Raw genomic sequence first — 22175 nt, forward strand, 5'->3', positions numbered from 1 at the left:
TCGGGACGGAACGGTGTGTCAGGACGGCAGCCGGAAGTCGACGACGCGGAGGGCGGAGGGCGTGGTGCCGCTCGACTTCTGCTGGTACATGAACGACAGCACACCGTCCTGGGCAATGCGGGTGTCGTCGACGACGACCTCACCGAAGGCGTTCAGCCCCGCGCCGTCGAACAGCGTCTTCCAGTCGGTGTACCCGGACGCCCTGGAGGCGGCGACGATCCGGCCGTACGGCAGGACGGCGTAGGCGTTGTCGTACCGGTCGAGGACGAGATGGGTGCGCTGGCTGGAGCCGAGCGCGACCGGTATCTCGGTCTTCTTCCAGGTGCCCGCCGCGTTCCTGAAGAGGTGGAAGGCGCGGCCGTTCGCGGTGCGGTCGGCCACGTAGTCCGTGGTGCACTGGCCGAAGCGGCCGGGGACGTAGCTGATGACCGCGTGGGGCAGACCGGCGGAGTCGGTGGCCTGGCTCTCCTGGTTCATCAGCGAGTGGTCGGGGTTGATCGGGTCCACGACCGTACCGGCGTCGCCGACGGTCACCTGGTCGGCGCCCCCGGTGGTGCCGGCCGCGCCGCCGGCCGCGGTGCGCCAGGTGCGGCCGCGGTCCGCGCTGTACACGTAGCCGGTGTCGTGGTTGGTGATGCCGCCTCCGGCGCACATGACGGCGCTGTTCTGCTCGCGCCAGGTGAAGAAGGCGTGCAGCCGGCCGTCGGCGCCGTAGTCGATGCCGTGGAGATACATGTTGCGGGCGGTGCTGGAGCCGTGCTCGCTGGTGTACGTGCCCGTGGATCCGGCCCATTCGCCGAGGGCGGTCCACTTCGAGCCGTCGTACTCGGCGAGCGCGTTGCGTCCGTTGCCGGAGACGCCGACGCGGTAGCTGAGCTGGAGTCGGCCCTCGGGGGTGGCGACGAACTGCGGATAGGTGAACTGGGAGGTGAGCGCGACGCCGTCGAGGGTGGTCTGGACGGCGCCGAACCGGCCGCTGTTCCAGGCGTGTCCGGCGGGGTCGTCCAGGAGCCCGGCGGCCGATTTGACGTAGAAGAAGCCGTTGCTGTGCGAGTCCATGTTGAGGTGCAGCCGGCCGTCGACGCGCGAGAGCCCCATCGAGATGACGTTGTGGGAGTCGTTGACGGTGAGCCGGTGCGGCAGCCGTACCGTCTGCCAGGAGGCGGCTCCCAGGGCGCGGCGGCCGACGACGGCGGTGCGGTCGGCGGTGTACCAGGCGGCGTACTGGTACCCCCGGTAGGTCAGCAGGCCGTTCTTCTGGAAGGAGTTGTTGTTGACCAGGCCGTCGTAGGAGACGAAGTAGACGGCCTGGCCGTCGAGTTGGGTGTCGGCGACCCGGGTGACCGCCGGTGCGGGGTCCGCCGCCGTGGGCGCCCCCGGGAGTGCGGCGGTGGCGAGGAGTGCGAGGGCGGGCAGCACGGCGGTCAGGGGCCTCATGCGCGGATCTCTCCTTCGTCCTGCGGAGCGTGGGCCGGGCGGGATGGGTCGGGTGAGGCGCCGGGCGGGCGTCAGGCGAGGTGGAAGACCTCGGTGAGCGGTCGCATGGCCTCGTCCGGCTTGGCGCCGTCCAGCGCCTCGAAGAAGTCGGCCATCTCGTTCTGCCACCGGGTGTTGACGTCGGTGGCGGCCATGGCGGCCTGGGCCGCCGCGAAGTCCTCGGTCTCCAGATAGCCGACGAGCAGTCCGTCGTCGCGCAGGAAGAGCGAGTAGTTGTGCCAGCCGCACTCCGACAGGGCCTGGAGCATGTCCGGCCAGACGGCGGCGTGCCGTTCACGGTATTCGGCGATGCGGCCCGGGCGGACCTTCAGCAGGAAGCAGACACGTTGCACGGAAGTCACCGTCCCGCTCAGAAGTCGAACTTGTCGATGTTCTTCTTGTCGAAGACGGTCGGCTCGCCGAGGATGACCTCACCGTCCTTGCCGATCGTGTACTCGCCGAGCCTGCCCGCCGTGAACTTCTCGCCCTCGGCGCCGGTGATCTGCCCGGAGGCGAGGGAGGCCGCGGCGTACGAGCCCAGGTAGCCCAGCTCCTCCGGGTTCCACAGGGAGAACTGCTCGACGGTGCCGTCCTTGACGTACTTGCGCATCTGGTTGGGTGTGCCGAGCCCGTTGAGGACGACCTTGCCCTTGTACGAGGAGTCGCTGAGGTAGCGGGCCGCGGCGGCTATGCCGACGGTGGTGGGCGAGATGATGCCCTTGAGGTCGGGGTAGGCCGAGAGGAGCCCCTGGGTCTGCTGGAAGGACTTCTGGTCGGCGTCGTCCCCGTACGCGACCTTCACGAGCTGCATGTTCTTGTACTTGGGCAGCTTCAGCTCGTCCTTCATGAACTCGATCCAGGTGTTCTGGTTCGTGGCGTTCTGGGTGGCCGAGAGAATCGCGATCTTGCCCTGGTGACCGAGCTGTTCGCCCAGGTGCTGGACGAGGCTACGGCCGATCTCCTCGGAGCTGGCCTGGTTGATGAAGAGCTGGCGGCAGTCCTTGGCGGTGTCGGAGTCGTACGCGACGACCTTGATGTCCTTCTTCATGGCCTGTTTGAGCGGGCCGCACACGGCGTTCGGGTCGTTGGCGGCGATCAGGATGGCGTCCTGGCGCTGCTGGATGAGGGTGTTGATGTACGAGACCTGGGAGGAGGCGTTGGCGTCGGAGGGGCCGACCTCCTTGCCGGTGGCGCCGTACTCCCCGGCCGCCGCGATCCCGGCCTCGTCGACGATCTTCTCGTACGGGTTGTTGATCTGCTTGGGGAGGAACGCGAGCTTGAGGCCCTTCTTCAGGGGCGCGTCCGGGTCGGCCTTGGCGCCGGCGGCGGCGGTCGCGGTGTCCTTCTCCGCACTGTCCTTGGTGGTGCCGGAACAGGCCGTCAGCGCGACGGCGAGGGCACAGGCGGTGGCGGCGGTGGCTGCCGCGCGGCGACGGGCGGGGTGACGGATCAGCATGGCGGGCGGGACCTTTCGGGAGGCTCGGCGGGCTCGGGGTTTCCGGGAGGGTTCAGGACTCGGGGACGGTGCTGTCGGCGGCGCGCCGGTGCCTTCGTTCCACGGCGGCGGCGATGACCCGGGGGGTGAGGACGGAGGCGACGAGCAGCAGCCCGGTCACGATGACCTGGACCTCGTTGGGTACGTCGTTCAGCGTGAGCAGGTTCTTCAGGACCCCGATGAGCAGCACGCCGGCGACCGCGCCGAAGAGCGTGCCCTTGCCGCCGTCGAAGTCGACGCCGCCCAGCAGGACGGAGGCGATGACGAGCATCTCGAAGCCGAGACCGTTGTCGGCGCGGGCGCTGCCGTACCGCAGGGTGAAGACGACACCGGCGAAGGCGGAGACCGCCCCGGTGAGCACGAAGAGGATCAGCTTGAAGCGCTTGACCCGGATGCCGGCGAAGTAGGCGGCCTCCTCCTGGGCTCCGATCGCGAACAGCGACCGGCCGAAGGCGGTGGCGTGCAGCACCACGGCGGTGACCACGGCCAGCACGAGGAAGAGGAGCACGGGGTAGGTGAGGAAGGTGCCGGGGACGGTGGTGGTGTCCACGGCCCAGTCCGCGTACGTGGCGGGGAAGTCGGTGACCGCGTCGCTGCCCAGCGCCACGGAGGCGAGGCCGCGGTAGAGCGCGAGCGTGCCGATGGTGACGGCGAGCGAGGGCAGCCCGACCCGGGTGACGAGCCAGCCGTTGAGAAGCCCTCCGGCGACGCCGACGACCAGCACGACGGGGACGATCGTCTCGAAGGCCCAGCCCGCGTTCCACAGGGCGCCGGTCAGCGCGCTGCCCAGGCCCAGCATGGAGGCGACGGAGAGATCGACCTGTCCGGCCACCACCAGCAGGGTCATGGGCAGGGCGATGAGGGCGACCTCGGCGATGTCGTTGAACGCGAAGGCCAGGTTCTCGCCGGAGGCGAACCCTTCCGTGGTGCCGAGGCCGACGACGAACACCGCCACCAGCAGGGCGCCGACCGCCGTGTCCCAGCGCAGGCCCACGGCCCGTACCCGCTCCCCCGCCGTCGCGGGACGCTCCTCGGGCGTCTTCACCGGGGGCCGCGGCGCGGTCTGTGTGTCAGGCGCCATTCCCATGTCGGGCGCTCCTCTTCCTCAGTGCTGCGGTCATGCGCAGGGAGACGATCCGGTCGACGCTGATGGCCGTGAGGAGCAGCGCGCCGGTGATGGCGCCCTGCCAGAACGCGTCGACCTTCAGGACGATCAGCGCGCTGCCGATGGTGGTGAGGAGCAGCGCGCCGAGCGCCGCGCCCCAGACCGTTCCGGTGCCGCCGGTGATGGCGACGCCGCCGACGACGACGGCGCTGACGACGGTGAGTTCCCAGCCGTGGGCATTGTCCGCGACGACGGTGCCGAAGCGGGCGAGCCACAGGGCGCCGGCGAACCCGGCGACGGCGCCGGAGAAGGCGTACGCGCCGAGGATCCGGCGGCGGATCGGGACCCCGGCGAGCCGCGCCGCCTCGGGGTTGGAGCCGATCGCGTACAGCTCGCGTCCGGACCGGTAACCGCGCAGGAAGTAGGCGGTGGCGGCGAGCAGGGCGAGGGCGATGAGCGGGAGGTAGGGGATGCCGAGGACGCTGCCGCTGCCGAGTCCCAGGATCGGGTCGGGGACGTCGCTCGCGCTGATCTGGTCGCCCTGCGCCCACCAGTAGTCGAGTCCCTGGATGATGTAGAGCATGCCCAGGGTGACCACGAGCGCGGGGACCCGGCCGAAGCTGACGAGGGCTCCGCTGACCAGTCCGCAGGCCACACCTATGGCGATGCCCAGCAGCAGGACGGTGAGGACGCCGTGGTCGGTGCCGGCGACGAACTTGCCGCAGGCGAAGGCGGAGAGCCCGACGACCGAGCCGACCGACAGGTCGATGTTGCGGGTCACGACGACCACGGACTGGCCGACGGCCAGCAGGACCAGGATGGAGGCGTTGAGGAGGAGGTCCTTGACGCCCTGGTCGTCGAGGAAGCGCGGGTTGGAGATCCAGGTGCCGAGGATGAGCAGCGCCAGCGCTCCGGCGATGCTGATCTCCCTGGCCCGGAACACGGTGTCGACGAGGGAGCGCGCCGAGGTGTCGTCCTTGGTGTCCGTGGTGGGCCGGTCCGTCACGGTGGTCATGCCGCAGCCCTTTCGCCCAGACCGGTCGCCGCCGCCATCACCGTCTCCTCGTCCGCCTCGGCCCGCGGTATCTCCGCGGTGAGCCGCCCCTCGTGCATGACGAGCACCCGGTCGGCCATGCCCAGCACTTCGGGCAGGTCGGAGGAGATCATCAGGACGGCGAGTCCGTCCGCGGCGAGCGCGGAGAGCAGCCGGTGCACCTCCGCCTTCGTGCCGACGTCGATGCCCCGGGTGGGTTCGTCGACGATGAGCACGGCGGGTTCGGTCGCCAGCCATTTGGCGAGGACGACCTTCTGCTGGTTGCCGCCGGAGAGCACGCCGACGGGGTCGGCGAGGCGGTTGTACTTGAGCTGGAGGCGTACGGCCCAGTCGGCGGCCCGGCCGCGCTCCAGGACCCGGCTGACCATGCCGCCCCGGCCGAGCCGGCCGAGTCCGGTGAGGCCGATGTTCCGCTCGATGGACATGTCCATCACGAGGCCGCGCAGCCGGCGGTCCTCGGGGACCAGGGCGAGCCCCGCGGCCATGGCGGCGGTCGGTGATCCGGCCGGCAGGGTCCGTCCGCCGACCTGGACCTCGCCCGCGTCGGCCCGGTCGACGCCGAAGACGGCCTGCGCGACCTCGCTGCGGCCGGCGCCCACCAGGCCGGCCAGGGCGACGATCTCGCCCCGGCGCACGTCGAAGGAGACGTCGCGGAAGACGCCCTCCCTGGTCAGTCTCCGTACCGACAGCGCGATCTCGCCGACGGTCGCCCGCTGCTTGGGGTAGAGCTCGCCCAGGTCGCGGCCGACCATGGAGCGGACGAGGTCGTCCTCGGTGAGCCCGGCCAGCGGCTGCGAGGAGATCCAACGGCCGTCCCGCAGGGTCGTGACGCGCTGGCAGAGGGCGAAGATCTCCTCCAGGCGGTGGGAGATGAACAGGACGGCGGCGCCCTCGGCGCGCAGCGTTCGTACGACGGAGAAGAGCCGGGCGGTCTCGCCGCCGGTGAGCGCCGCGGTCGGCTCGTCCATGATCAGGACGCGGGCGTCGAAGGAGAGCGCCTTGGCGATCTCCACGATCTGCTGGTCGGCGATGGAGAGTCCGCGGGCGGGCCGGTCGGGGTCGAGTTCCACGCCGAGCCGCTTCATCAGCGCGGCGGTGGTCTCCCGTACGGCCCGGTGGTCGATCCTGCCGAGGGCCCGGCGCGGCTGACGGCCCATGAAGATGTTCTCGGCGATCGACAGGTCGGGGAAGAGCGTGGGCTCCTGGTAGATGACGGCGATGCCCGCGTCCCTGGCGTCCGCGGGGCCGTGGAAGACGACGGGCTCGCCGTCGAGGAGTACGTCTCCGGCGTCCGGCCTGTGCACCCCGGCGAGCGTCTTGATCAGCGTGGACTTGCCGGCGCCGTTCTCCCCGGCGAGGGCGTGCGCCTCACCGGGCAGGAGTTGGAGGGAGACGTCCCGCAAGGCGCGTACGGCGCCGAAGGACTTGCTCACGTCCCTCAGGGCCAGCACGGGGGCGGGCGCCGGTGCCGGGTCCGGTGCGGGGTCTGTTCCGGGGTCCGTGGCCGGGTCCTTGGCGGGCTCGTTCATGAGGGGCTCCTCAGCGAGGGGGACGCGTTGTGCCACCCGCCCTGAAAGGTTTCAATGAGGTTGCACGGAAGCTAAACGGCGATGCTCTGCGACGTCAATGGGGTGCGCTCGACATTTTCCGGTGAGGCTCACGGGGACATGACACACAGCGTTCAAAGGTGCCGCGCGGAGGGTTGACACGGATGGGGGACTCCCATAGCTTCACGCGATGAAACGATTCATAAAGGATCGTGACACCGACTCGCCCCGCGAGTCCGCACCACGGGAGCGCTGAGAGATGACGGGTCGATCCGCCGTGTCCGCTGTGAAGGCGGCGCTGAAGTCGCAGGCAGTCGAGACGCCGTCGTGGGCGTTCGGGAACTCCGGTACACGGTTCAAGGTCTTCGCGCAGCAGGGCGTGCCGCGCACACCGCAGGAGAAGCTCGCGGACGCCGCGCGGGTGCACGCCCACACGGGGGTCGCGCCGTCGGTGGCGCTGCACATCCCCTGGGACCGCGTGGACGACTACGGCGCGCTCGCCGCGCACGCGCGCGAGTTGGGGCTGCGTATCGGGACGATCAACTCGAACGTGTTCCAGGACGACGACTACAAGCTCGGCTCGGTCACCCATCCGGACGCCGCCGTGCGCCGCAAGGCGCTGGGGCATCTGCTGGAGTGCGTGGACATCATGGACGCCACCGGGTCGCGCGACCTGAAGCTGTGGTTCTCCGACGGCACCAACTACCCCGGCCAGGACGACCTCTCCGCCCGTCAGGGACGGCTCGCCGAGGCGCTGTCCGCGGTGTACGAGCGGCTCGGCGAAGGCCAGCGGATGCTGCTGGAGTACAAGCTGTTCGAGCCCGCCTTCTACGCCACGGACGTTCCCGACTGGGGCACCGCGTACGCGCACTGCCTCAAGCTGGGCGAGAAGGCGCAGGTCGTCGTGGACACCGGGCACCACGCGCCGGGCACCAACATCGAGTTCATCGTGGCGCTCCTGCTGCGCGAGAAGAAGCTCGGCGGCTTCGACTTCAACTCCCGCTTCTACGCGGACGACGACCTGATGGCCGGGGCGGCTGACCCCTTCCAGCTCTTCCGGATCATGTACGAGGTGATCAGGGGCGGCGGGTACACGGCGGACACGGCCTTCATGCTCGACCAGTGCCACAACATCGAGGAGAAGATCCCCGCGATCATCCGCTCGGTGATGAACGTCCAGGAGGCCACGGCCAAGGCGTTGCTGGTGGACGCGGAGGCGCTGGATTCGGCCCAGCGCTCGGGCGACGTGCTCGGGGCCAACGCGGTGATCATGGACGCCTTCAACACGGACGTCCGGCCGCTGGTGGCCGAGGCGCGCGCCGAACTGGGCGCGGACGCCGACCCCGTCGCCGCGTACCGCGCCTCCGGATACGGCGAGAAGATCGTCGCCGAACGGATCGGCGGGACCCAGGCGGGCTGGGGCGCCTGAGGGGGCCGGCCCAGCAGCGCCGTACCCCTGCCCGGCCTCTCGTACCCGGCCGGCCCGTCCGCCCGCCTCGTACCCCCGTACCCGTACCCCCGTACCCCCGCCCGTCCGCGCCTTCCGCCCCCGAAGACCGCACCTCACAGAGGGACATGATGACCGACCAGCCTTCCATCCATCCGGCGGCGGCCGAACTGCTGGAGCGTTCGCACCGGCTCGGCGCCGATCCGCGCAACACCAACTACGCCGGTGGCAACACCTCCGCCAAGGGATCCACCACCGACCCCGTGACCGGCGACGACGTCGAGCTGATGTGGGTCAAGGGGTCGGGCGGCGATCTGGGCACCCTCACCGCGGGTGGTCTCGCCGCGCTGCGGGTGGACCGGCTGCGCGCGCTGACCGGGGTGTACCCGGGAGTGGAGCGCGAGGACGAGATGGTCGCCGCGTTCGACTACTGCCTGCACGGCAAGGGCGGTGCGGCGCCGTCGATCGACACGGCGATGCACGGGCTGGTCGACGCCGCTCATGTGGACCATCTCCACCCCGATTCGGGGATCGCGCTGGCCTGCGCGGCCGACGGCGAGAAGCTGACGGCGGAGTGTTTCGGCGACACCGTGGCCTGGGTGCCCTGGCGGCGCCCCGGCTTCCAGCTCGGTCTGGACATCGCCGCGGTCAAGGAGGCCAACCCCGCCGCGATCGGCTGTGTGCTCGGCGGGCACGGCATCACCGCGTGGGGCGCCACCTCCGAGGAGTGCGAGCGCAACTCGCTGCACATCATCCGTACGGCCGAGGCGTTCCTGACGGAGCGTGGCACGCCCGAGCCCTTCGGTCCCGTACGGGAGGGGTACGCGCCGCTGCCCGAGGCCGAGCGGCGGGCGAAGGCCGCCGCGCTCGCCCCGCTGATCCGGGGCCTCGCCTCCACGGACCGGCCTCAGGTCGGCCACTACACGGACGCGGAGCCGGTCCTCGACTTCCTGGCGCGTGAGGAGCATCCGCGGCTGGCCGCGCTGGGCACCTCCTGCCCGGACCACTTCCTGCGCACCAAGGTCCGCCCGCTGGTCCTGGATCTGCCCGCCGGGGCGCCGCTGGAGGAGATGCGGGAGCGGCTGGCCGCGCTGCACACGGCGTACCGGGCGGAGTACCGGGCGTACTACGAGCGGCACGCCACCCCGGACTCACCGGCGATGCGCGGGGCCGACCCGGCGATCGTGCTGGTGCCGGGCGTGGGGATGTTCTCGTTCGGCAAGGACAAGCAGACCGCCCGGGTCGCCGGTGAGTTCTATGTGAACGCCGTCCATGTGATGCGCGGCGCCGAGGCCGTCTCCTCGTACGCGCCCATCGAGGAGTCCGAGAAGTTCCGTATCGAGTACTGGGAGCTGGAGGAGGCCAAGCTGCGCCGGATGCCGGCCCCGAAGGCGCTGGCCACCCGGGTGGCGCTGGTGACGGGCGCCGGGTCGGGGATCGGCCGGGCCGTCGCGCACCGGCTGGCCGCCGAGGGCGCGTGCGTCGTGGTCGCGGATCTCAACGCCGAGGGCGCGGCCACCGTCGCCGAGGAGCTGGGCGGCACGGACCGGGCCGTCGCGGTGACCGTCGATGTGACGGACGAGGAGCAGATCCGGGCGGCGTTCGACGCGGCGGCCCTCGCCTTCGGCGGGGTGGACCTGGTCGTCAACAACGCCGGCATCTCGATCTCCAAGCCGCTGCTGGAGACGACGGCCAGGGACTGGGACCTCCAGCACGACATCATGGCCCGCGGCTCGTTCCTCGTCTCGCGGGAGGCGGCCCGGGTCATGACCGACCAGGGGTTCGGCGGGGACATCGTCTACATCGCGTCGAAGAACGCGGTGTTCGCCGGCCCGAACAACATCGCGTACTCCGCGACCAAGGCCGACCAGGCCCATCAGGTACGGCTGCTCGCTGCCGAGCTGGGCGGGGCCGGGATCCGGGTCAACGGCGTCAACCCCGACGGGGTGGTCCGGGGCTCCGGGATCTTCGCGGGCGGCTGGGGCGCGGAGCGCGCGGCGGTGTACGGCGTGGAGGAGGAGAAGCTGGGCGAGTTCTACGCGCAGCGGACCATCCTCAAGCGCGAGGTGCTGCCGGAGCATGTGGCGGCGGCGGTCTTCGTCCTGACGGGCGGCGAGCTGAGCCACACCACCGGTCTGCACGTCCCGGTGGACGCGGGCGTCGCGGCGGCGTTCCTGCGCTAGAGCTGTCCGGCCCCGTAGCGGACCGCGCGGCCGGGGCCCGTCCGTGACGGCAGGTCCCGGACCGCGCTCCCCCGCTGTTCACCGCCGTCCGCCCGTTCCTTCTTCCGCCCGCTGGTCCCCGGCGTCCGCCGGGGCCCGCCGTGTCATCCCGGGGTCCGCCGTGTCATCCACCGAACCGCTTCCCTTCGCCGCCGTCGACCTCGGCGCGTCCAGTGGCCGCGTCATGGTCGGCCATGTCTCCGGCCGGGGCGCCGGGACGCTGCGCCTTGAGGAGGTCCACCGGTTCCCCAACCGTCCGGTGCGGATCTCCGGCACCCTGCACTGGGACATCCTGTCCCTGTACGGCGGGGTGCTGGACGGTCTGAGGGCCGCGGGCGCGGCGGCCGGGCGGGCCCCCGCGAGCGTCGGCATCGACACCTGGGCCGTCGACTACGGGCTGCTCGACGCGTCGGGCGCGCTGCTCGGCAACCCCGTGCACTACCGCGACACGCGTACCGAGGGCGAGGCCGAGAAGGTCGCCACGGTGCTGCCGCCCGCCGCGCTGTACGGGGCGACCGGCCTGCAGTACCTGCCGTTCAACACCGTGTACCAGCTCACCGCCGCGCGGGGCAGTGCGGCGCTCTCCGCCGCGGACCGGCTGCTGCTGATCCCCGATCTCATCGCGTACTGGCTCACCGGCGAGGCCGGCACGGAGCTGACCAACGCCTCCACGACGCAGCTCATCGACCCCCGGACGCGCGACTGGGCCCGGTCCGTCGCCGAGCCGCTCGGGATCGACCTCTCCCTCTTCCCCGCCCTGCGGGCGCCGGGCGCGCCGGCCGGGACGCTGCTCCCCGACGTGCTGGCCGAGACGGGGCTGAGCGGTCCGGTGCCGGTGACGGCCGTCGGCTCGCACGACACGGCGTCGGCCGTCGCCGCGGTGCCCGCCTCCGGCGACCGGTTCGCCTATGTCGCCACCGGCACCTGGTCGCTGGCCGGTCTGGAGCTGGACGCCCCGGTACTGACGGAGGAGAGCAGGCGGGCCAACTTCACCAACGAGCTGGGCGTGGACGGCACCGTCCGCTATCTGCGCAACATCATGGGGCTCTGGCTGCTCCAGGAGTGCCTGCGCACCTGGGAGGCCGAGGCCGCCCCCCAGCCGCTGGACCGGCTGCTCGCCGAGGCCGCCGAGGCGCCGGGGCTGCGGTCGTTCGTCGACGCGGACGACCCGGCGTTCCTGGCGCCGGGCCAGATGCCGCACCGTATCGCGGACGCCTGCCAGAGCCTCGGCGTACGGGTGCCGCAGGGGCCCGCCGAGACCGCCCGGTGCGTCCTGGACTCGCTGGCGCTGGCGCACCGGCGCGCGATCGAGGACGCGCAGCGGCTGTCCGGGCGCTCGGTGGACACGGTGCACATCGTGGGTGGCGGCGCGCACAACACGCTGCTGTGCCAACTCACCGCGGACGCCTGCGGCCTGCCCGTCGTCGCGGGCCCGGCGGAGGCAGCGGCCCTCGGCAACGTCCTGGTCCAGGCGCGCGCGGCGGGCGCCGTCGACGGCACTCTCACCGATCTGCGCGCGCTGCTGCGCGCCACGCTGGAGCCGCGCCGGTACGAACCGGCCGCCGACCGGGCCGGGCGGGCGGCGTGGGACCGGGCCGCCGCGCTGATCGAGGACGCGGGGGTACGGCGCTGACGTACGGACCGGACCGGGGCCGGCCGCGCGCTCAGCGACGCGCCGGGCGATTCGGGTGTACACGGCACGTGTCCGGACCCGTGTCCCCCGATATGATGGTTCACCCGGTCAGGGGTACCAGCGAGATGTGACAGAACGGGCAGGACGCGTGGCGCAGACGGTCGGCATCAAGGACGTGGCCCGGCTGGCCGGTGTCTCGGTCGGCACCGTCTCGAACGTGCTCAACCGTCCCGAGAAGGTGTCCGAACCCACTCGGGTGCGGGTGCGTGCGGTCATAGACCAGCTCGGATTCGTCCGCAGCGAGACGGCCCGGCAGCTCCGGGTGGGTACCAGCCGCATTCTGGCGATCCTCGTGCTCGACATGGCGAACCCGTTCTTCGTGGCCGTCGCCAAGGGGGCGGAACGCGCGGCGCGCGAGACCGGGCTCGGGGTGATGCTCTGCAACAGCGCGGGCAGCCCGGCCGAGGAGGCGGAGTACCTGTCGCTCTTCACCGAGCAGCGGGTGCGCGGGGTGCTGCTCACTCCGGCGGACACGACGGGCCACAACGTACGGGAGTTCGCGCGCCGGGACATTCCGTTCGTCCATGTCGACCGTGCCGTGCCCGCCTCCGAGGGCTGCTCCGTCTCGGTGGACGACGTGGCGGGCGGCGCGCTCGCCGTGGGGCATCTGCTGGCCGCCGGGCACCGCTCCGTGACGTACATCAGCGGCCCGATGTCACTCCCCCAGTGCCGGGACCGCCGTACGGGCGCGCTGGCGGCCCTGCGCGAGGCCGGACTGCCGGAAGAGGCGCTGCGCCAGGTGGAGTCGGCGCGGCTGGACGTCGCCTCGGGCATCGACGCGGGGGCGCGGCTGCTGGGTCTCGCCGAGCGTCCGACGGCCGTGTTCTGCGCCAACGACCTGCTGGCGCTGGGGGTTCTCCAGGCGATGTACGGGGCCGGGGTGGACGTCCCCGGAGACGTGTCGATCGTCGGCTACGACGACATCGAGTTCGCCGCGGCGGCGGTCGTCCCGCTGACGTCCGTACGGCAGCCCGCGGACGCGATGGGGCGGACGGCCGCGGAGATGCTGATGGACGAGACGGGGCCGGACGCGCAGCACCATACGCACCGCTCGGTCGTGCTCCAGCCCGAGTTGGTGGTCCGCAGCTCCACGCGCCGTCTGGAGAGCGGGGAGTAGCCCGGCCGCGGCGGGCGAGACCGACCGTCCGTACGGGACGCGCCCCTCCCCCGGAGCGCGGACGCGGTGTCGCTCCGAGGGTGCTGGAGGCGCCGGCGCCTGGGGCACCGGCCGATGTGGCTCCACCGGCTGGACGGCCTGCGTCCGCACGTGCGGATCAGGGGTGACGCGACGCCTGGCCCGTGGACCTGACGGGGGCCGCGTAGCAGTGGACGGTGACCGTCTGCTCCTGGCTCCAGCGCTGTTCGGCGATGTCCAACAGGGTCCAGCCCAGATGTTCGTAGAACGCCACGGAGCCGGTGTCGGCCGCCAGGACGTCCAGGACGGGGTGCAGCCCGCGGGTTCCGGCCTCACGTAATGCCTGGGACATCAGGAGAGCTCCGATGCCGTGGCCGCGGGCGTCCGGGGAGACGAACAGACGGGTCACCACGGCGACTTCGCCGGGGGCCGCGCCCGTGCGTTCGCCCCAGAGCGCGGGTGCCGCGTCGCCCTCGACGGGCGGGGAGAGTGCGAGGTGGCCGACGATCCGGCCGTCGAGTTCGGCCACCCAGGCGGCGAGCTGCTCGGGCGGCGCCAGCCAATCGGCGGGCGTGGCGGGCCAGTTCACCGGATAGCCGTCGACCTTGTGCACTTCGGCGAGCACACTCACGCAATCGTCGAGATCACCCACGTCGCGTCGCCGGACATCGCACATCGGGATGTCATCGGCCGCTGGCATAGTCTGTCGATTCACCCGGACCATGCAACCACAGCCCGCCGCGGAAGCGCTCCGCGACCACCCGGCCGAGGGGTGAACGCAGCGGGTCCGGAAGCCCAACCCCCTGCGTACGCCGCATGCTTGGTTCAAGAATGCGTCAACAATTCCCCCGTGAAAAGCAATGGCCAAGGTTGTCACGGTTAGTCTCCGGCGGTGATATTGACCAAGCGCACCCAGAGACCATCGCCCACCACCGGCACACCCCGCCGCACCCTGCTCCGCGCGGCCCTCGCGGGGACGGCCGCCACCGCCGGTGTGGCACTGACCGCCCCTGTCGCCGGCGCCGCCGCACCGGCCGCCCGGCCGCGGCCCACCACCGCCGACGAGGCACTGGCCGAACTCACCGAGGGGAACCGGCGCTGGCGGACCTTCCGGCAGCATCACCCGGACGAGTCGGAGGCCGTCCGTACGGCCCTCGTCTCGGGCCAGCACCCCTTCGCCCTCATCCTCGGGTGCATCGACTCCCGGGTCCCGCCGGAGCTCGTCTTCGACCAGGGGCTCGGCGATCTGATGACCGTACGCTCGGCCGGCGAGGTGCTGGACGAGGCCGTCCTCGGCAGCATCAGCTACGGCGTGCTCGAACTGGGCATACCGCTGATCCTGGTCCTCGGCCACCAGTCCTGCGGCGCCGTCGCGGCAGCGGTCGAGGCCGAGGAGACGGGTGAGGAACTCCCGGCCCACATCCAGTACCTGGCCGACCAGATCCGGCCCGCGATCGACCACACGCAGCACGGCACCGCGCGCGTCGACTCCACCGTGACCGCCAACGTGGAGATGGTCCGCGCCCGCCTCGCCTCGGAGCCCGACCTCGCGGCCAAGGTGGCCGAGGGCAAGCTGGCCATCGTCGGCGCACGGTACGAACTGGGCACCCAGCTCGTCCACCGCACCGCCTGACCGTACCGCCGCAGTACCGGCACCCGCCGCCCACCCCGCCCCCGCCGGGGAAGGGCGGCGCCCGGAACTCCCCCTCCCCCGCGCGCCTTTCCCGCGCAGCGATGCGAACCTCCCTCTTGATGTGAACCCGACACCTGTGTCATATATGTCTAGACCATTGCACCCGGGTGAAGGACACGGCCATGACCAGGTTCCGTACCGGCGCCACGCTCGGTCTCGTATGCACGGCTCTCCTCGTGACGACCGCGTGCGGCGCGAACGACCGGCGGGCGACGGCGCCCTCGGCCCCCGCGGGGGTCACCGTCCAGGCCGGCAGCGCCACGTCCGCCCATGTCATGTGGCACCCGGCCCCGGCCGAGGACGGCGTCCGCGGGTACGACGTCTACCGGAGCGGGACGAAGGTCAAGGACGTCCCCGGCGACACCACCATGACCGACATCGCCGGGCTCACCCCGTCGAGCCGCTACACCTTCACGGTCCGCGCCCGGGGCACCGACGGCACCGTCTCGCCGCACAGCGCGACCGTGTCCGTCGCCACGCCCGCGACCGTCGCCGAGGACCAGGACCCGCCCGCCGGCCCCACCGGGGTGCGGGGCAGGAGCGACGGCGCCCGCGCGGCGCGCCTCACCTGGGACCCGGCCCCGGACGGGCAGGGCATCGTCTCGTACGACATCCACCAGGGCGGCTCCAGGATCCACAGCGTCGGCGCGGACGCGACCTCGGCCCGGGTCACCCTGCTGCGGCCGGGAACCCCCTACCGCTTCACGGTGGTCGCCCGGGACGCGGCGGACAACACCTCGCCCGCGAGCCGCACCGTCGAGATCACCACCCCGCACGGCCCGGGGGACGACCCGGACACCGCGCCGACCGGCCTGCGGGCCACGGCGCGTGCCGCCGACGGCGCCTACTACGCCGACCTGTCCTGGCTCCCACCGCGGACCGGCGGTGAGGTGCCCGCCTATCAGATCCATCTGGACGGGAAGTTCGCGACGACCCTGGTCTGGGGCGACGAGGCACCCCGGGGCCGGGCGACCTACAGCGTCTACGTGAGCAGGACCGCGGGCGAGTCCTTTCGGGTGAAGCTCCGGGCGAAGCTGCCCGACGGCACCTGGGGCGCCTTCTCCGCGGAACGTACCGTCGTCACCGCCCCGGACGGTCGACCCACCGCGGACCGTCACCCCCGATCGTGAGACGGCGCGGCGCCCATGGGACCCGGCCCCCGCTCCCGCCTGGCCCGCAGTCGCGTCAGGAGGCCACCGAGCGGGCCGCCGAACGGCGGCCCTGCCCCCTCCGCACGCGTGGTGGGCCCCTCGGCCCGCGGCGCGGGACGAGCCAGCCTCGCCTCCGTCAGAAACGTCTCCAGACTGGCGCGGTGCCAGCCGATCTCGTCCGGGTGGTCCGCCAGCAGCAGCCGCCCCACCGCCGACCTCGCCGCCTCGGACTCCGGATACGGGCGGAAGAGATCGGGCGCCAGCCGGTTCAGATAGGCGCGCTCGTACGGGTCGCGCACCAGCTCGGCGAGATGGGCGGCGTCGAGCACACACCCCACGACGGCCACCCGTTCCCAGGGGTCCTCGCTCTCGTGCAGAAGATGGCCGATACGCCGACCCCTCCAGTTGCGCGGGCGGCGGTCGTCGCTCTCGTCGACCCCGGCACAGAGCCCTCGCGGCAGCCGCCCGACGCGCAGCCTCGGATCCCCGGCGGCGCACGCCCGCAACTCGTCGGCCAGATAGAGCCAGACCACCGTGCGGTAACGGTTGAGGTAGAAGTTCACCGGCGCGACGAAACCCGCCCTCGCCAGCCGGGTGAACCGGCCCGGACTGACGGACATCAGCGCCGCCCCCTCCGCCGTGCCCACCGTCCGTACCCGCTCGCGCAGCGCGTCCGGGAACCCCTCCGCCGCCCGCAGCCGCTCGATCTCCCGCCGGCTCACCTGTCGTCGGCCACCGGCCGTCCCCGCCTCGGTGCGGATGTGCCCGAGCTGCGTCGCGAGCTCGAACTCACCGCGCTTCAGTTGCAGTTCCCGCGCCGCCCGGATCAGTCCGACCCCGCCCGAGGCGCTCTCCTCGGCTTCGGACGCGGCTCCCCCGTCGTCGCCGGTCCTGACATGGGTCCGTGCCTCGCTGATGGACATGGTCGTCGTCCTCCCCGTGAGTGGTAACTACTCTCGGTGACGACCGTAGCGCGTCCGCGGACTTTCCCGCCCGGCCTGTGGACAACTCCGGCAGCCGAGCGAAGAGACCTGGTCAGAGGCCACTCAGCGTGGTGTGGTCGGGTTGTCTCGCCGCGACACCGAGATGCTCACCGACCCGGTTGACGAGCAGAGTCATCTCGTAGGCGACCTGGCCCACATCGGCCTCGGCCGCGGTCAGCACGCACAGGCAACTGCCGTCCCCCGCCGCGGTGACGAAGAGCAGAGCCTCGTCGAACTCGACCATCGTCTGCCGCGCCTTGCCCGCCCGGAAGTGACGTCCCGACCCCCGTGCGAGGCTGTGCAGCCCCGAGGAGACCGCCGCGAGGTGTTCCGCGTCCTCGCGTGCCAGCCCCGTACTGGCGCCCGTGACCAGACCGTCGTTCGAGAGCACCAGCGCGTGCTTGATGTGCTCGACCCGTTCGGTCAGGTCGTCCAGCAACCAGTCAAGTCCCTTTTCGAGTGGCATTGCCGTCCCTCCCCGTTCAGATGTTCCCCAAGTCCCACAACGCCCGTAGCCTTCCGCACCGACCGTCTCCGGGCAAGCCGCGCCCTGGACAAGGGAGTGCCGGTGCGTCACTTCGCGCCGCGTCTCCCCGCGCGGGAATATGCGGGCATGGCGACAAACATGAGCAAGGACGAGTGGCACGCCTTCGTCTCCGAGGGCACGCGCACCGGCAAGCTGTCCACCGTACGAGCGGACGGATCCCCGCACATCGCACCGATCTGGTTCGTCCTCGACGGGGACGACCTGGTCTTCAACACGGGCAAGGAGACCGTGAAGGGCCGCAATCTGCTGCGTGACGGACGGCTCGCGCTCTGCGTGGACGACGAACGGCCGCCGTTCGGCTTCGTGGTGATCCAGGGCCGTGCCGAGGCCGACGAGGACCCCGAGCGGCTGCTCCACTGGGCGACCCGCATCGCCGCGCGGTACATGGGCGAGGAGCGCGCCGCGGAGTTCGGCAGGCGCAACGGCGTTCCGGGCGAACTGCTGGTGCGCGTACGGATCGAGAAGGTCTTGGCGTACGCGGGCGTGGCGGACTGATCCGCACCCGCTGATCCGCACCCGCGCGCCGCGCGTGGCCCGGCCCTGGGGGATCATGGGCGTATGGCCCATGACCACACGCAGGTACGGGAGTTCTTCGGCGCGCGGGCGGCGGGGTGGGACGCCCGGTTCCCGGACGACGGCCCCGCCTATGCCGCCGCCGTCGCCGAACTCGGGCTGCGCCCCGGCGACGCGGTCCTGGACGCCGGATGCGGTACGGGGCGTGCGCTGCCGCCCCTGCGGGACGCCGTGGGCGAGCGGGGCACGGTGCTGGGCGCCGATCTGACGCCGGAGATGCTGGCGGCGGCGGTACGGTCCCGGCGGCACCGCGCCGGGCGGCTCCTGCTCGCCGATGTGGGCCGGCTGCCGGTGCGGTCGGAGACGCTGGACGCGGTGTTCGGCGCGGGCCTGATCGCGCATCTGCCCCGGCCGCAGGAGAATCTGCGCGAGCTGGCCAGAGTCGTACGGCCCGGCGGACGGCTGGCGCTGTTCCACCCCATCGGCCGGGCCGCGCTCGCCGCCCGGCAGGGGCGCAGGATCACCGAGGACGATCTGCGCGCCGAGCCCCGGCTGCGCCCCCTGCTGGCCGGTGCCGGCTGGCGTATGGAGTCGTACACGGACGAGGACACCCGTTTCCTGGCGCTGGCGGTACGGGCCGGCTGACGGCCGGGTCGCCCTGACCGCGGCCGCGTCCGGCCCCGGCCCCGGGCCCGGAGGGCCGGTGACGCCGAAGGGCCTCTTCTGTCGGCGCCGCGCCGACCGTACGTTGGAGGGGCGACCCGCTCAACCGTGCGGTTCGCATCGCGCCAGGCAGCAGGGAAGGCGGACCCGGTGTTCAGCAGACTGCGCAGGATCCTTGTGTCGGACGGTGCCGCCGCACCGTCCGCGAACCACCCCCGGCCCCGGCAGCACAACCTGTTCGAGGCCGCCGCAACCTATGTGTCCGCGTGCGCGGAGGACGATCAGCAGCGGATCGACGAGGCGGCGGGCTGGGTCTCGCCCGAGGCGCTCTCCTTCGGCGTCAACGAGCTGGCCTGCCGGGCGGTGATCGCGCTGGCCCGCGAGCGGGACGAGTCGCCCCAGGCCGTGGCCCGCAGCCTGCTGGGCCTGCCGACCGCGTGAGAAGCGCGTCCGCCCGGCTCTCGACGCCCGGGGCACCGACTGGCTAGGGTGCGCCGACAGACCCTGGGGATGGGGAGGTGCCGTGGCCGCGACGGACGACTCCGTGGACGACGACGCGCTGTACGTACTGACCGCCGCGCTGCTCACACCCGCGCGGTTCCCCGCCGTGCTCGGCGACGACTACGCGCAGGCGTGCGCCGCCCTCGGGCTGGAGCCGTACCCGGGCGGATACGGCCTGGTCATGGGCCAGGACGGCGAGGGCGCCCGCTGGACCGTCGTGGTCGACGACGTCTCCCTGGTCGCCGTCGCGATCGCGTCCTGGGACTGCGGGATGGAGTACGACCTGTCCCCGGGCGAACGTACCGTCGTCTGCGCGCTGCCCGGCTGGCCCCTGGCCCTGGCCGTCGCGGCACCGGGTGTGCCGGCCCCGCACGATCCGGAACCGGCGGCTTTCGAGGACTCCGGGGCCGGGGAGAGCGCCGTACGGCTGCCCCTGACGCCGCCCGACACCGAGGCGTGGGGCCCGGCTCAGCGGCGCCTCGGGGCGGACGAGGTGGCGCTCCAATGGGCGTCGTGGCGTGAGCGGTTCGAGGACGCCGAGGACTCCGCCCCGGAGACACCCGACGGGCCCGATGCCTCCGATGCGCCCGAGGCTTCCGACGGGCCTGAGGTCTCTGATGCGCCTGAGGCTTCCGATGCGCCTGAGTCCTCCGGGCTCCCCGCGGCCTCCGGGGCCGGCGGTATGCCGACACCCTCGCATCCGGGGGTGGTGCGCGCCCTGGCGGAGCTGCGCGCCCATGTGGACGCCGACACGGCGCCGCCGCCCGGCCGGATACGGTCCGGCTTCGCCCCGGACGAGGCGCGGACGCTGCGCGCCGACGGTCCCGGCTGGTCCTTCGTGGCCAGGACCGACGACATGGCGTTCGTCCTCCTGGACGAAGGAGCCGGGCGAGGTGCTGCCGGTCGGGCGCGGCCCTCAACTGCCCGGGCTGCTCAAGGCGCTCGACGAGATCGCCGTACGCCCCGCCTGAGGTGGGCACGGCACCGCCGCGGCGCCGTTTCACCGCACCGTGTCACAGGGGTTTCCGGAAGAACGTGCTGTCCGGATGGTCGCGGTAGAAGCCGAAGCCCGTGGTCGGCACATAGCCGCTGGACCGGTAGAGCCCGACCGCCTCGGCCAGCACATCGCCGGTCTCCAGCACCATCCGTACCCGGCCCGCGCGCCGCGCGCTCTCCTCCAGCTCCGCCAGCACCCGGCGGGCCAGCCCACGCCCGCGCGCCTCGGGGACGACGAACATCCGCTTCAGCTCCGCGTCCCCGCCCTCGTACCCCTCGGCCACCGTGTCCTGGGCGCGCCAGCCGCCGGAGGCGACGGGCGCCCCGTCCCGGTAGGCGACGAGGAACAGCCCCAGCGGCGGGTCGAAGTACGACGGGCGCAGGGGCGTCAGGTCGTCATGGCCGAAGCGTTTCAGGTACTCCGCCTGCGCCTCGTCGCTGAGCTTGACGGCGTCGGGGTGGTCGAAGGCTATGGGCATGATCTCCACAACCGACGACCTTAGCGCCCCTCGAAGGCCCCGGACCGGTCACCCCGGTCCGGGGTCCACGCCCACGCGCCACGGTCCGCCGCTCAGCGGCCCAGCTCCTTGCGGCTGATCCTGCGCAGCCTGCGGCGCTGCGACGGGTCCAGCATCAGATACGCGGCTGTCGGCACCCCTATCACCACCAGCAGCGAGAACCAGAATCCGATCAATGGCATCAGAAGAAGGCCAACGGCCACTCCCCCGATGGCGATCTTCGCGCTTGTCGACATCTCGACGCCTCCTTCGCGGCGTGGCCGCTTCCTGCTCACTGAACGCACGCGGTCCTCCGCCAGTTCCACTATGCGCCCGCGCGCAGCGGTTCGCCGACCTCGTGCAGGTGGCTGAGCGCCTGGCGGTACGACTCGATCAGCCCGGTCTCGGTGTACGGGATCCCCAGCGTCCGGCAGTGCGCGCGGACCAGCGGCTGCGCGAGCCGGAGGTGGGGGCGGGGCATGCTGGGGAAGAGGTGGTGCTCGATCTGGTAGTTCAGCCCGCCCAGGAACCAGTCCGTGAACAGGCCGCCGCGGACGTTGCGCGAGGTGAGGACCTGGCGGCGCAGGTGCCCCCAGTCCGCGCAGTTCTCCGGGTCGGGCATCTCCATGCCCTTGTGGTTGGGCGCGAAGGCCATGCCGAGGTGCAGCCCGTGGAGCATCTGGTGGATCACCGCGAAGACGACGGCCTGTCCGACGCTGAGCGTGGTCAGCAGCAGCGTGGCGTAACCGACGGCGTGGGTCAGGAGCAGCAGGCCCTCCGTGACCCGGCGCCGGGCCGGCATCCGGTCCGCACCGCGTGCGAGGACGGCCTGGACGCCGTAGACCTTGAGGGCGATGCCCTCCAGCGTGGTCAGCGGGAAGAACAGCCATGCCTGGTGGCGGGTGAGCCAGCCGCGCAGCCCGGAGCGCCCCTCGCTCTGGTGCTGGGTGAAGACGAGGATGTCGGCGGCGACGTCCGGGTCCTTGTCGATGTGGTTGGGGTTGGCGTGGTGCCGGTTGTGCTTGTCGTTCCACCATTCCTGGCTCATGCCGAGCAGCAGATTGGCGTGCACGAGCTGGACGAGCCGGCTCTTCCCTCGGTGGGCGGTGATCTGGGAGTGCCCGGCGTCGTGGGCGACGAATGCCAGCCGTCCGGAGACGAGGGCCAGTGGCGGCGCCAGGAGCAGCGCCCACCAGGAGGGGCCGACGAGGACCAGCCCGGCGACGATCGCGGCCATGAGGAGGAGGTTGACGGTGATGCCCCGCGCGTACCAGCCGACGCGGCGTTCCAGGAGTCCCTGTTCCCTGACCGTCCGCAGGAGGGGTGCGAAGTCGCTGCCGGCCGCGCGGGGCGCGGGGGCGGGTATGGGCTCCGCGACGGGGGCTGCGGCGGTTCGGGGCATGTCGGTCTCCGGTCTGTCGGCCGAGATGAGTACGGGACGGTGGGTACGGGATGGG

21 protein-coding genes and 1 pseudogene are annotated in these 22175 nt (G+C 72.2%); 10 read left to right on the forward strand and 12 right to left on the reverse strand.

Annotated elements, in window-relative coordinates; all coding sequences use genetic code 11:
* Positions 1-18: 18 nt before the first annotated feature.
* The 6 genes from ACIO3P_RS01230 to ACIO3P_RS01255 all read right to left on the reverse strand — a co-directional run bounded on the left by ACIO3P_RS01230 (position 19) and on the right by ACIO3P_RS01255 (position 6659).
* Positions 19-1437, reverse strand: coding sequence for a BNR repeat-containing protein (locus ACIO3P_RS01230; protein ID WP_401849771.1), 1419 nt, complete (start codon positions 1435-1437; stop codon positions 19-21).
* Between the two features lie 71 nt (positions 1438-1508).
* Positions 1509-1829, reverse strand: coding sequence for an L-rhamnose mutarotase (locus tag ACIO3P_RS01235; RefSeq protein ID WP_329822733.1), 321 nt, complete (start codon positions 1827-1829; stop codon positions 1509-1511).
* Between the two features lie 17 nt (positions 1830-1846).
* Positions 1847-2932 (reverse strand): rhamnose ABC transporter substrate-binding protein, encoded by a 1086-nt coding sequence (gene rhaS / locus ACIO3P_RS01240; protein WP_401849773.1) that lies wholly within the window; start codon positions 2930-2932, stop codon positions 1847-1849.
* A gap of 52 nt (positions 2933-2984) precedes the next feature.
* A complete protein-coding gene (locus tag ACIO3P_RS01245) occupies positions 2985-4058 on the reverse strand; it encodes an ABC transporter permease (RefSeq protein WP_401849774.1) in 1074 nt (357 codons plus the stop codon).
* Positions 4042-5091, reverse strand: coding sequence for an ABC transporter permease (locus tag ACIO3P_RS01250; protein WP_329822731.1), 1050 nt, complete (start codon positions 5089-5091; stop codon positions 4042-4044). Before ACIO3P_RS01250 ends, ACIO3P_RS01245 begins: the two co-directional genes overlap by 17 nt.
* Positions 5088-6659 (reverse strand): sugar ABC transporter ATP-binding protein, encoded by a 1572-nt coding sequence (locus ACIO3P_RS01255; protein WP_329822730.1) that lies wholly within the window; start codon positions 6657-6659, stop codon positions 5088-5090. The genes ACIO3P_RS01250 and ACIO3P_RS01255 overlap by 4 nt, the downstream gene beginning before the upstream one ends.
* 277 nt (positions 6660-6936) lie before the next feature.
* On the opposite strand from ACIO3P_RS01255, the gene rhaI reads away from it, so the two are divergent.
* The 4 genes from rhaI to ACIO3P_RS01275 all read left to right on the forward strand — a co-directional run bounded on the left by rhaI (position 6937) and on the right by ACIO3P_RS01275 (position 13156).
* Positions 6937-8106: an L-rhamnose isomerase gene (rhaI, locus tag ACIO3P_RS01260; protein WP_329822729.1), complete on the forward strand. Its 1170-nt coding sequence runs from the start codon at positions 6937-6939 to the stop codon at positions 8104-8106.
* Positions 8107-8255: 149 nt separating this feature from the next.
* Entirely contained in the window at positions 8256-10307 is a 2052-nt protein-coding gene (locus ACIO3P_RS01265; protein ID WP_329822728.1) for a bifunctional aldolase/short-chain dehydrogenase, read from the forward strand.
* 160 nt (positions 10308-10467) lie between these two features.
* Entirely contained in the window at positions 10468-11979 is a 1512-nt protein-coding gene (locus tag ACIO3P_RS01270) for a rhamnulokinase family protein (protein ID WP_401849775.1), read from the forward strand.
* Between the two features lie 148 nt (positions 11980-12127).
* Positions 12128-13156 (forward strand): LacI family DNA-binding transcriptional regulator, encoded by a 1029-nt coding sequence (locus ACIO3P_RS01275; protein WP_329822726.1) that lies wholly within the window; start codon positions 12128-12130, stop codon positions 13154-13156.
* 157 nt (positions 13157-13313) lie between these two features.
* Here ACIO3P_RS01275 and ACIO3P_RS01280 read toward each other — a convergent pair whose 3' ends face one another.
* Positions 13314-13805 carry a GNAT family N-acetyltransferase gene (locus tag ACIO3P_RS01280; protein WP_401849776.1) on the reverse strand — a complete coding sequence of 164 codons (492 nt, stop codon included), beginning with the start codon at positions 13803-13805 and terminating at the stop codon, positions 13314-13316.
* A 264-nt stretch (positions 13806-14069) separates the two neighbouring features.
* Here ACIO3P_RS01280 and ACIO3P_RS01285 point away from each other — a divergent pair, with 264 nt between their 5' ends.
* Together ACIO3P_RS01285 and ACIO3P_RS01290 are read left to right on the forward strand one after the other, a co-directional pair.
* Entirely contained in the window at positions 14070-14807 is a 738-nt protein-coding gene (locus ACIO3P_RS01285; protein ID WP_401850184.1) for a carbonic anhydrase, read from the forward strand.
* 182 nt (positions 14808-14989) lie between these two features.
* On the forward strand, positions 14990-15997 hold the full coding sequence (locus tag ACIO3P_RS01290) for a fibronectin type III domain-containing protein (protein ID WP_401849777.1): 1008 nt from the start codon (positions 14990-14992) through the stop codon (positions 15995-15997).
* Here the strand turns inward: ACIO3P_RS01290 and ACIO3P_RS01295 are convergent.
* Together ACIO3P_RS01295 and ACIO3P_RS01300 are read right to left on the reverse strand one after the other, a co-directional pair.
* On the reverse strand, positions 15982-16941 hold the full coding sequence (locus ACIO3P_RS01295) for a DUF6397 family protein (RefSeq protein ID WP_401849778.1): 960 nt from the start codon (positions 16939-16941) through the stop codon (positions 15982-15984). The two genes, ACIO3P_RS01290 and ACIO3P_RS01295, sit on opposite strands and share 16 nt — an antisense overlap.
* Positions 16942-17053: 112 nt before the next feature.
* A complete protein-coding gene (locus tag ACIO3P_RS01300) occupies positions 17054-17467 on the reverse strand; it encodes a roadblock/LC7 domain-containing protein (RefSeq protein WP_329822723.1) in 414 nt (137 codons plus the stop codon).
* Between the two features lie 147 nt (positions 17468-17614).
* On the opposite strand from ACIO3P_RS01300, the gene ACIO3P_RS01305 reads away from it, so the two are divergent.
* The 4 genes and pseudogenes from ACIO3P_RS01305 to ACIO3P_RS01320 all read left to right on the forward strand — a co-directional run bounded on the left by ACIO3P_RS01305 (position 17615) and on the right by ACIO3P_RS01320 (position 20196).
* On the forward strand, positions 17615-18043 hold the full coding sequence (locus ACIO3P_RS01305; RefSeq protein WP_401849780.1) for a PPOX class F420-dependent oxidoreductase: 429 nt from the start codon (positions 17615-17617) through the stop codon (positions 18041-18043).
* Between the two features lie 63 nt (positions 18044-18106).
* On the forward strand, positions 18107-18706 hold the full coding sequence (locus ACIO3P_RS01310) for a methyltransferase domain-containing protein (RefSeq protein WP_329822721.1): 600 nt from the start codon (positions 18107-18109) through the stop codon (positions 18704-18706).
* Between the two features lie 189 nt (positions 18707-18895).
* The gene (locus ACIO3P_RS01315) at positions 18896-19165 is read left to right on the forward strand and encodes a hypothetical protein (protein ID WP_329822781.1); all 270 of its coding nucleotides are present in this window, start codon (positions 18896-18898) and stop codon (positions 19163-19165) included.
* 82 nt (positions 19166-19247) lie between these two features.
* Positions 19248-20196, forward strand: a pseudogene (locus ACIO3P_RS01320) (hypothetical protein).
* A 42-nt stretch (positions 20197-20238) separates the two neighbouring features.
* On the opposite strand, the gene ACIO3P_RS01325 reads toward ACIO3P_RS01320, so the two are convergent.
* From ACIO3P_RS01325 to ACIO3P_RS01335, 3 genes are all read right to left on the reverse strand, one after another.
* Complete coding sequence (locus tag ACIO3P_RS01325; RefSeq protein ID WP_329822719.1) at positions 20239-20709, reverse strand: GNAT family N-acetyltransferase; 471 nt, start codon at positions 20707-20709, stop codon at positions 20239-20241.
* Between the two features lie 83 nt (positions 20710-20792).
* Positions 20793-20975, reverse strand: coding sequence for a hypothetical protein (locus tag ACIO3P_RS01330; RefSeq protein ID WP_329822718.1), 183 nt, complete (start codon positions 20973-20975; stop codon positions 20793-20795).
* Positions 20976-21043: 68 nt separating this feature from the next.
* The gene (locus tag ACIO3P_RS01335; RefSeq protein WP_401849781.1) at positions 21044-22120 is read right to left on the reverse strand and encodes a fatty acid desaturase family protein; all 1077 of its coding nucleotides are present in this window, start codon (positions 22118-22120) and stop codon (positions 21044-21046) included.
* Between the last annotated feature and the right edge of the window lie 55 nt (positions 22121-22175).

Source organism: Streptomyces sp. NPDC087310, from assembly GCF_044744405.1.
GTDB lineage: Bacteria > Actinomycetota > Actinomycetes > Streptomycetales > Streptomycetaceae > Streptomyces.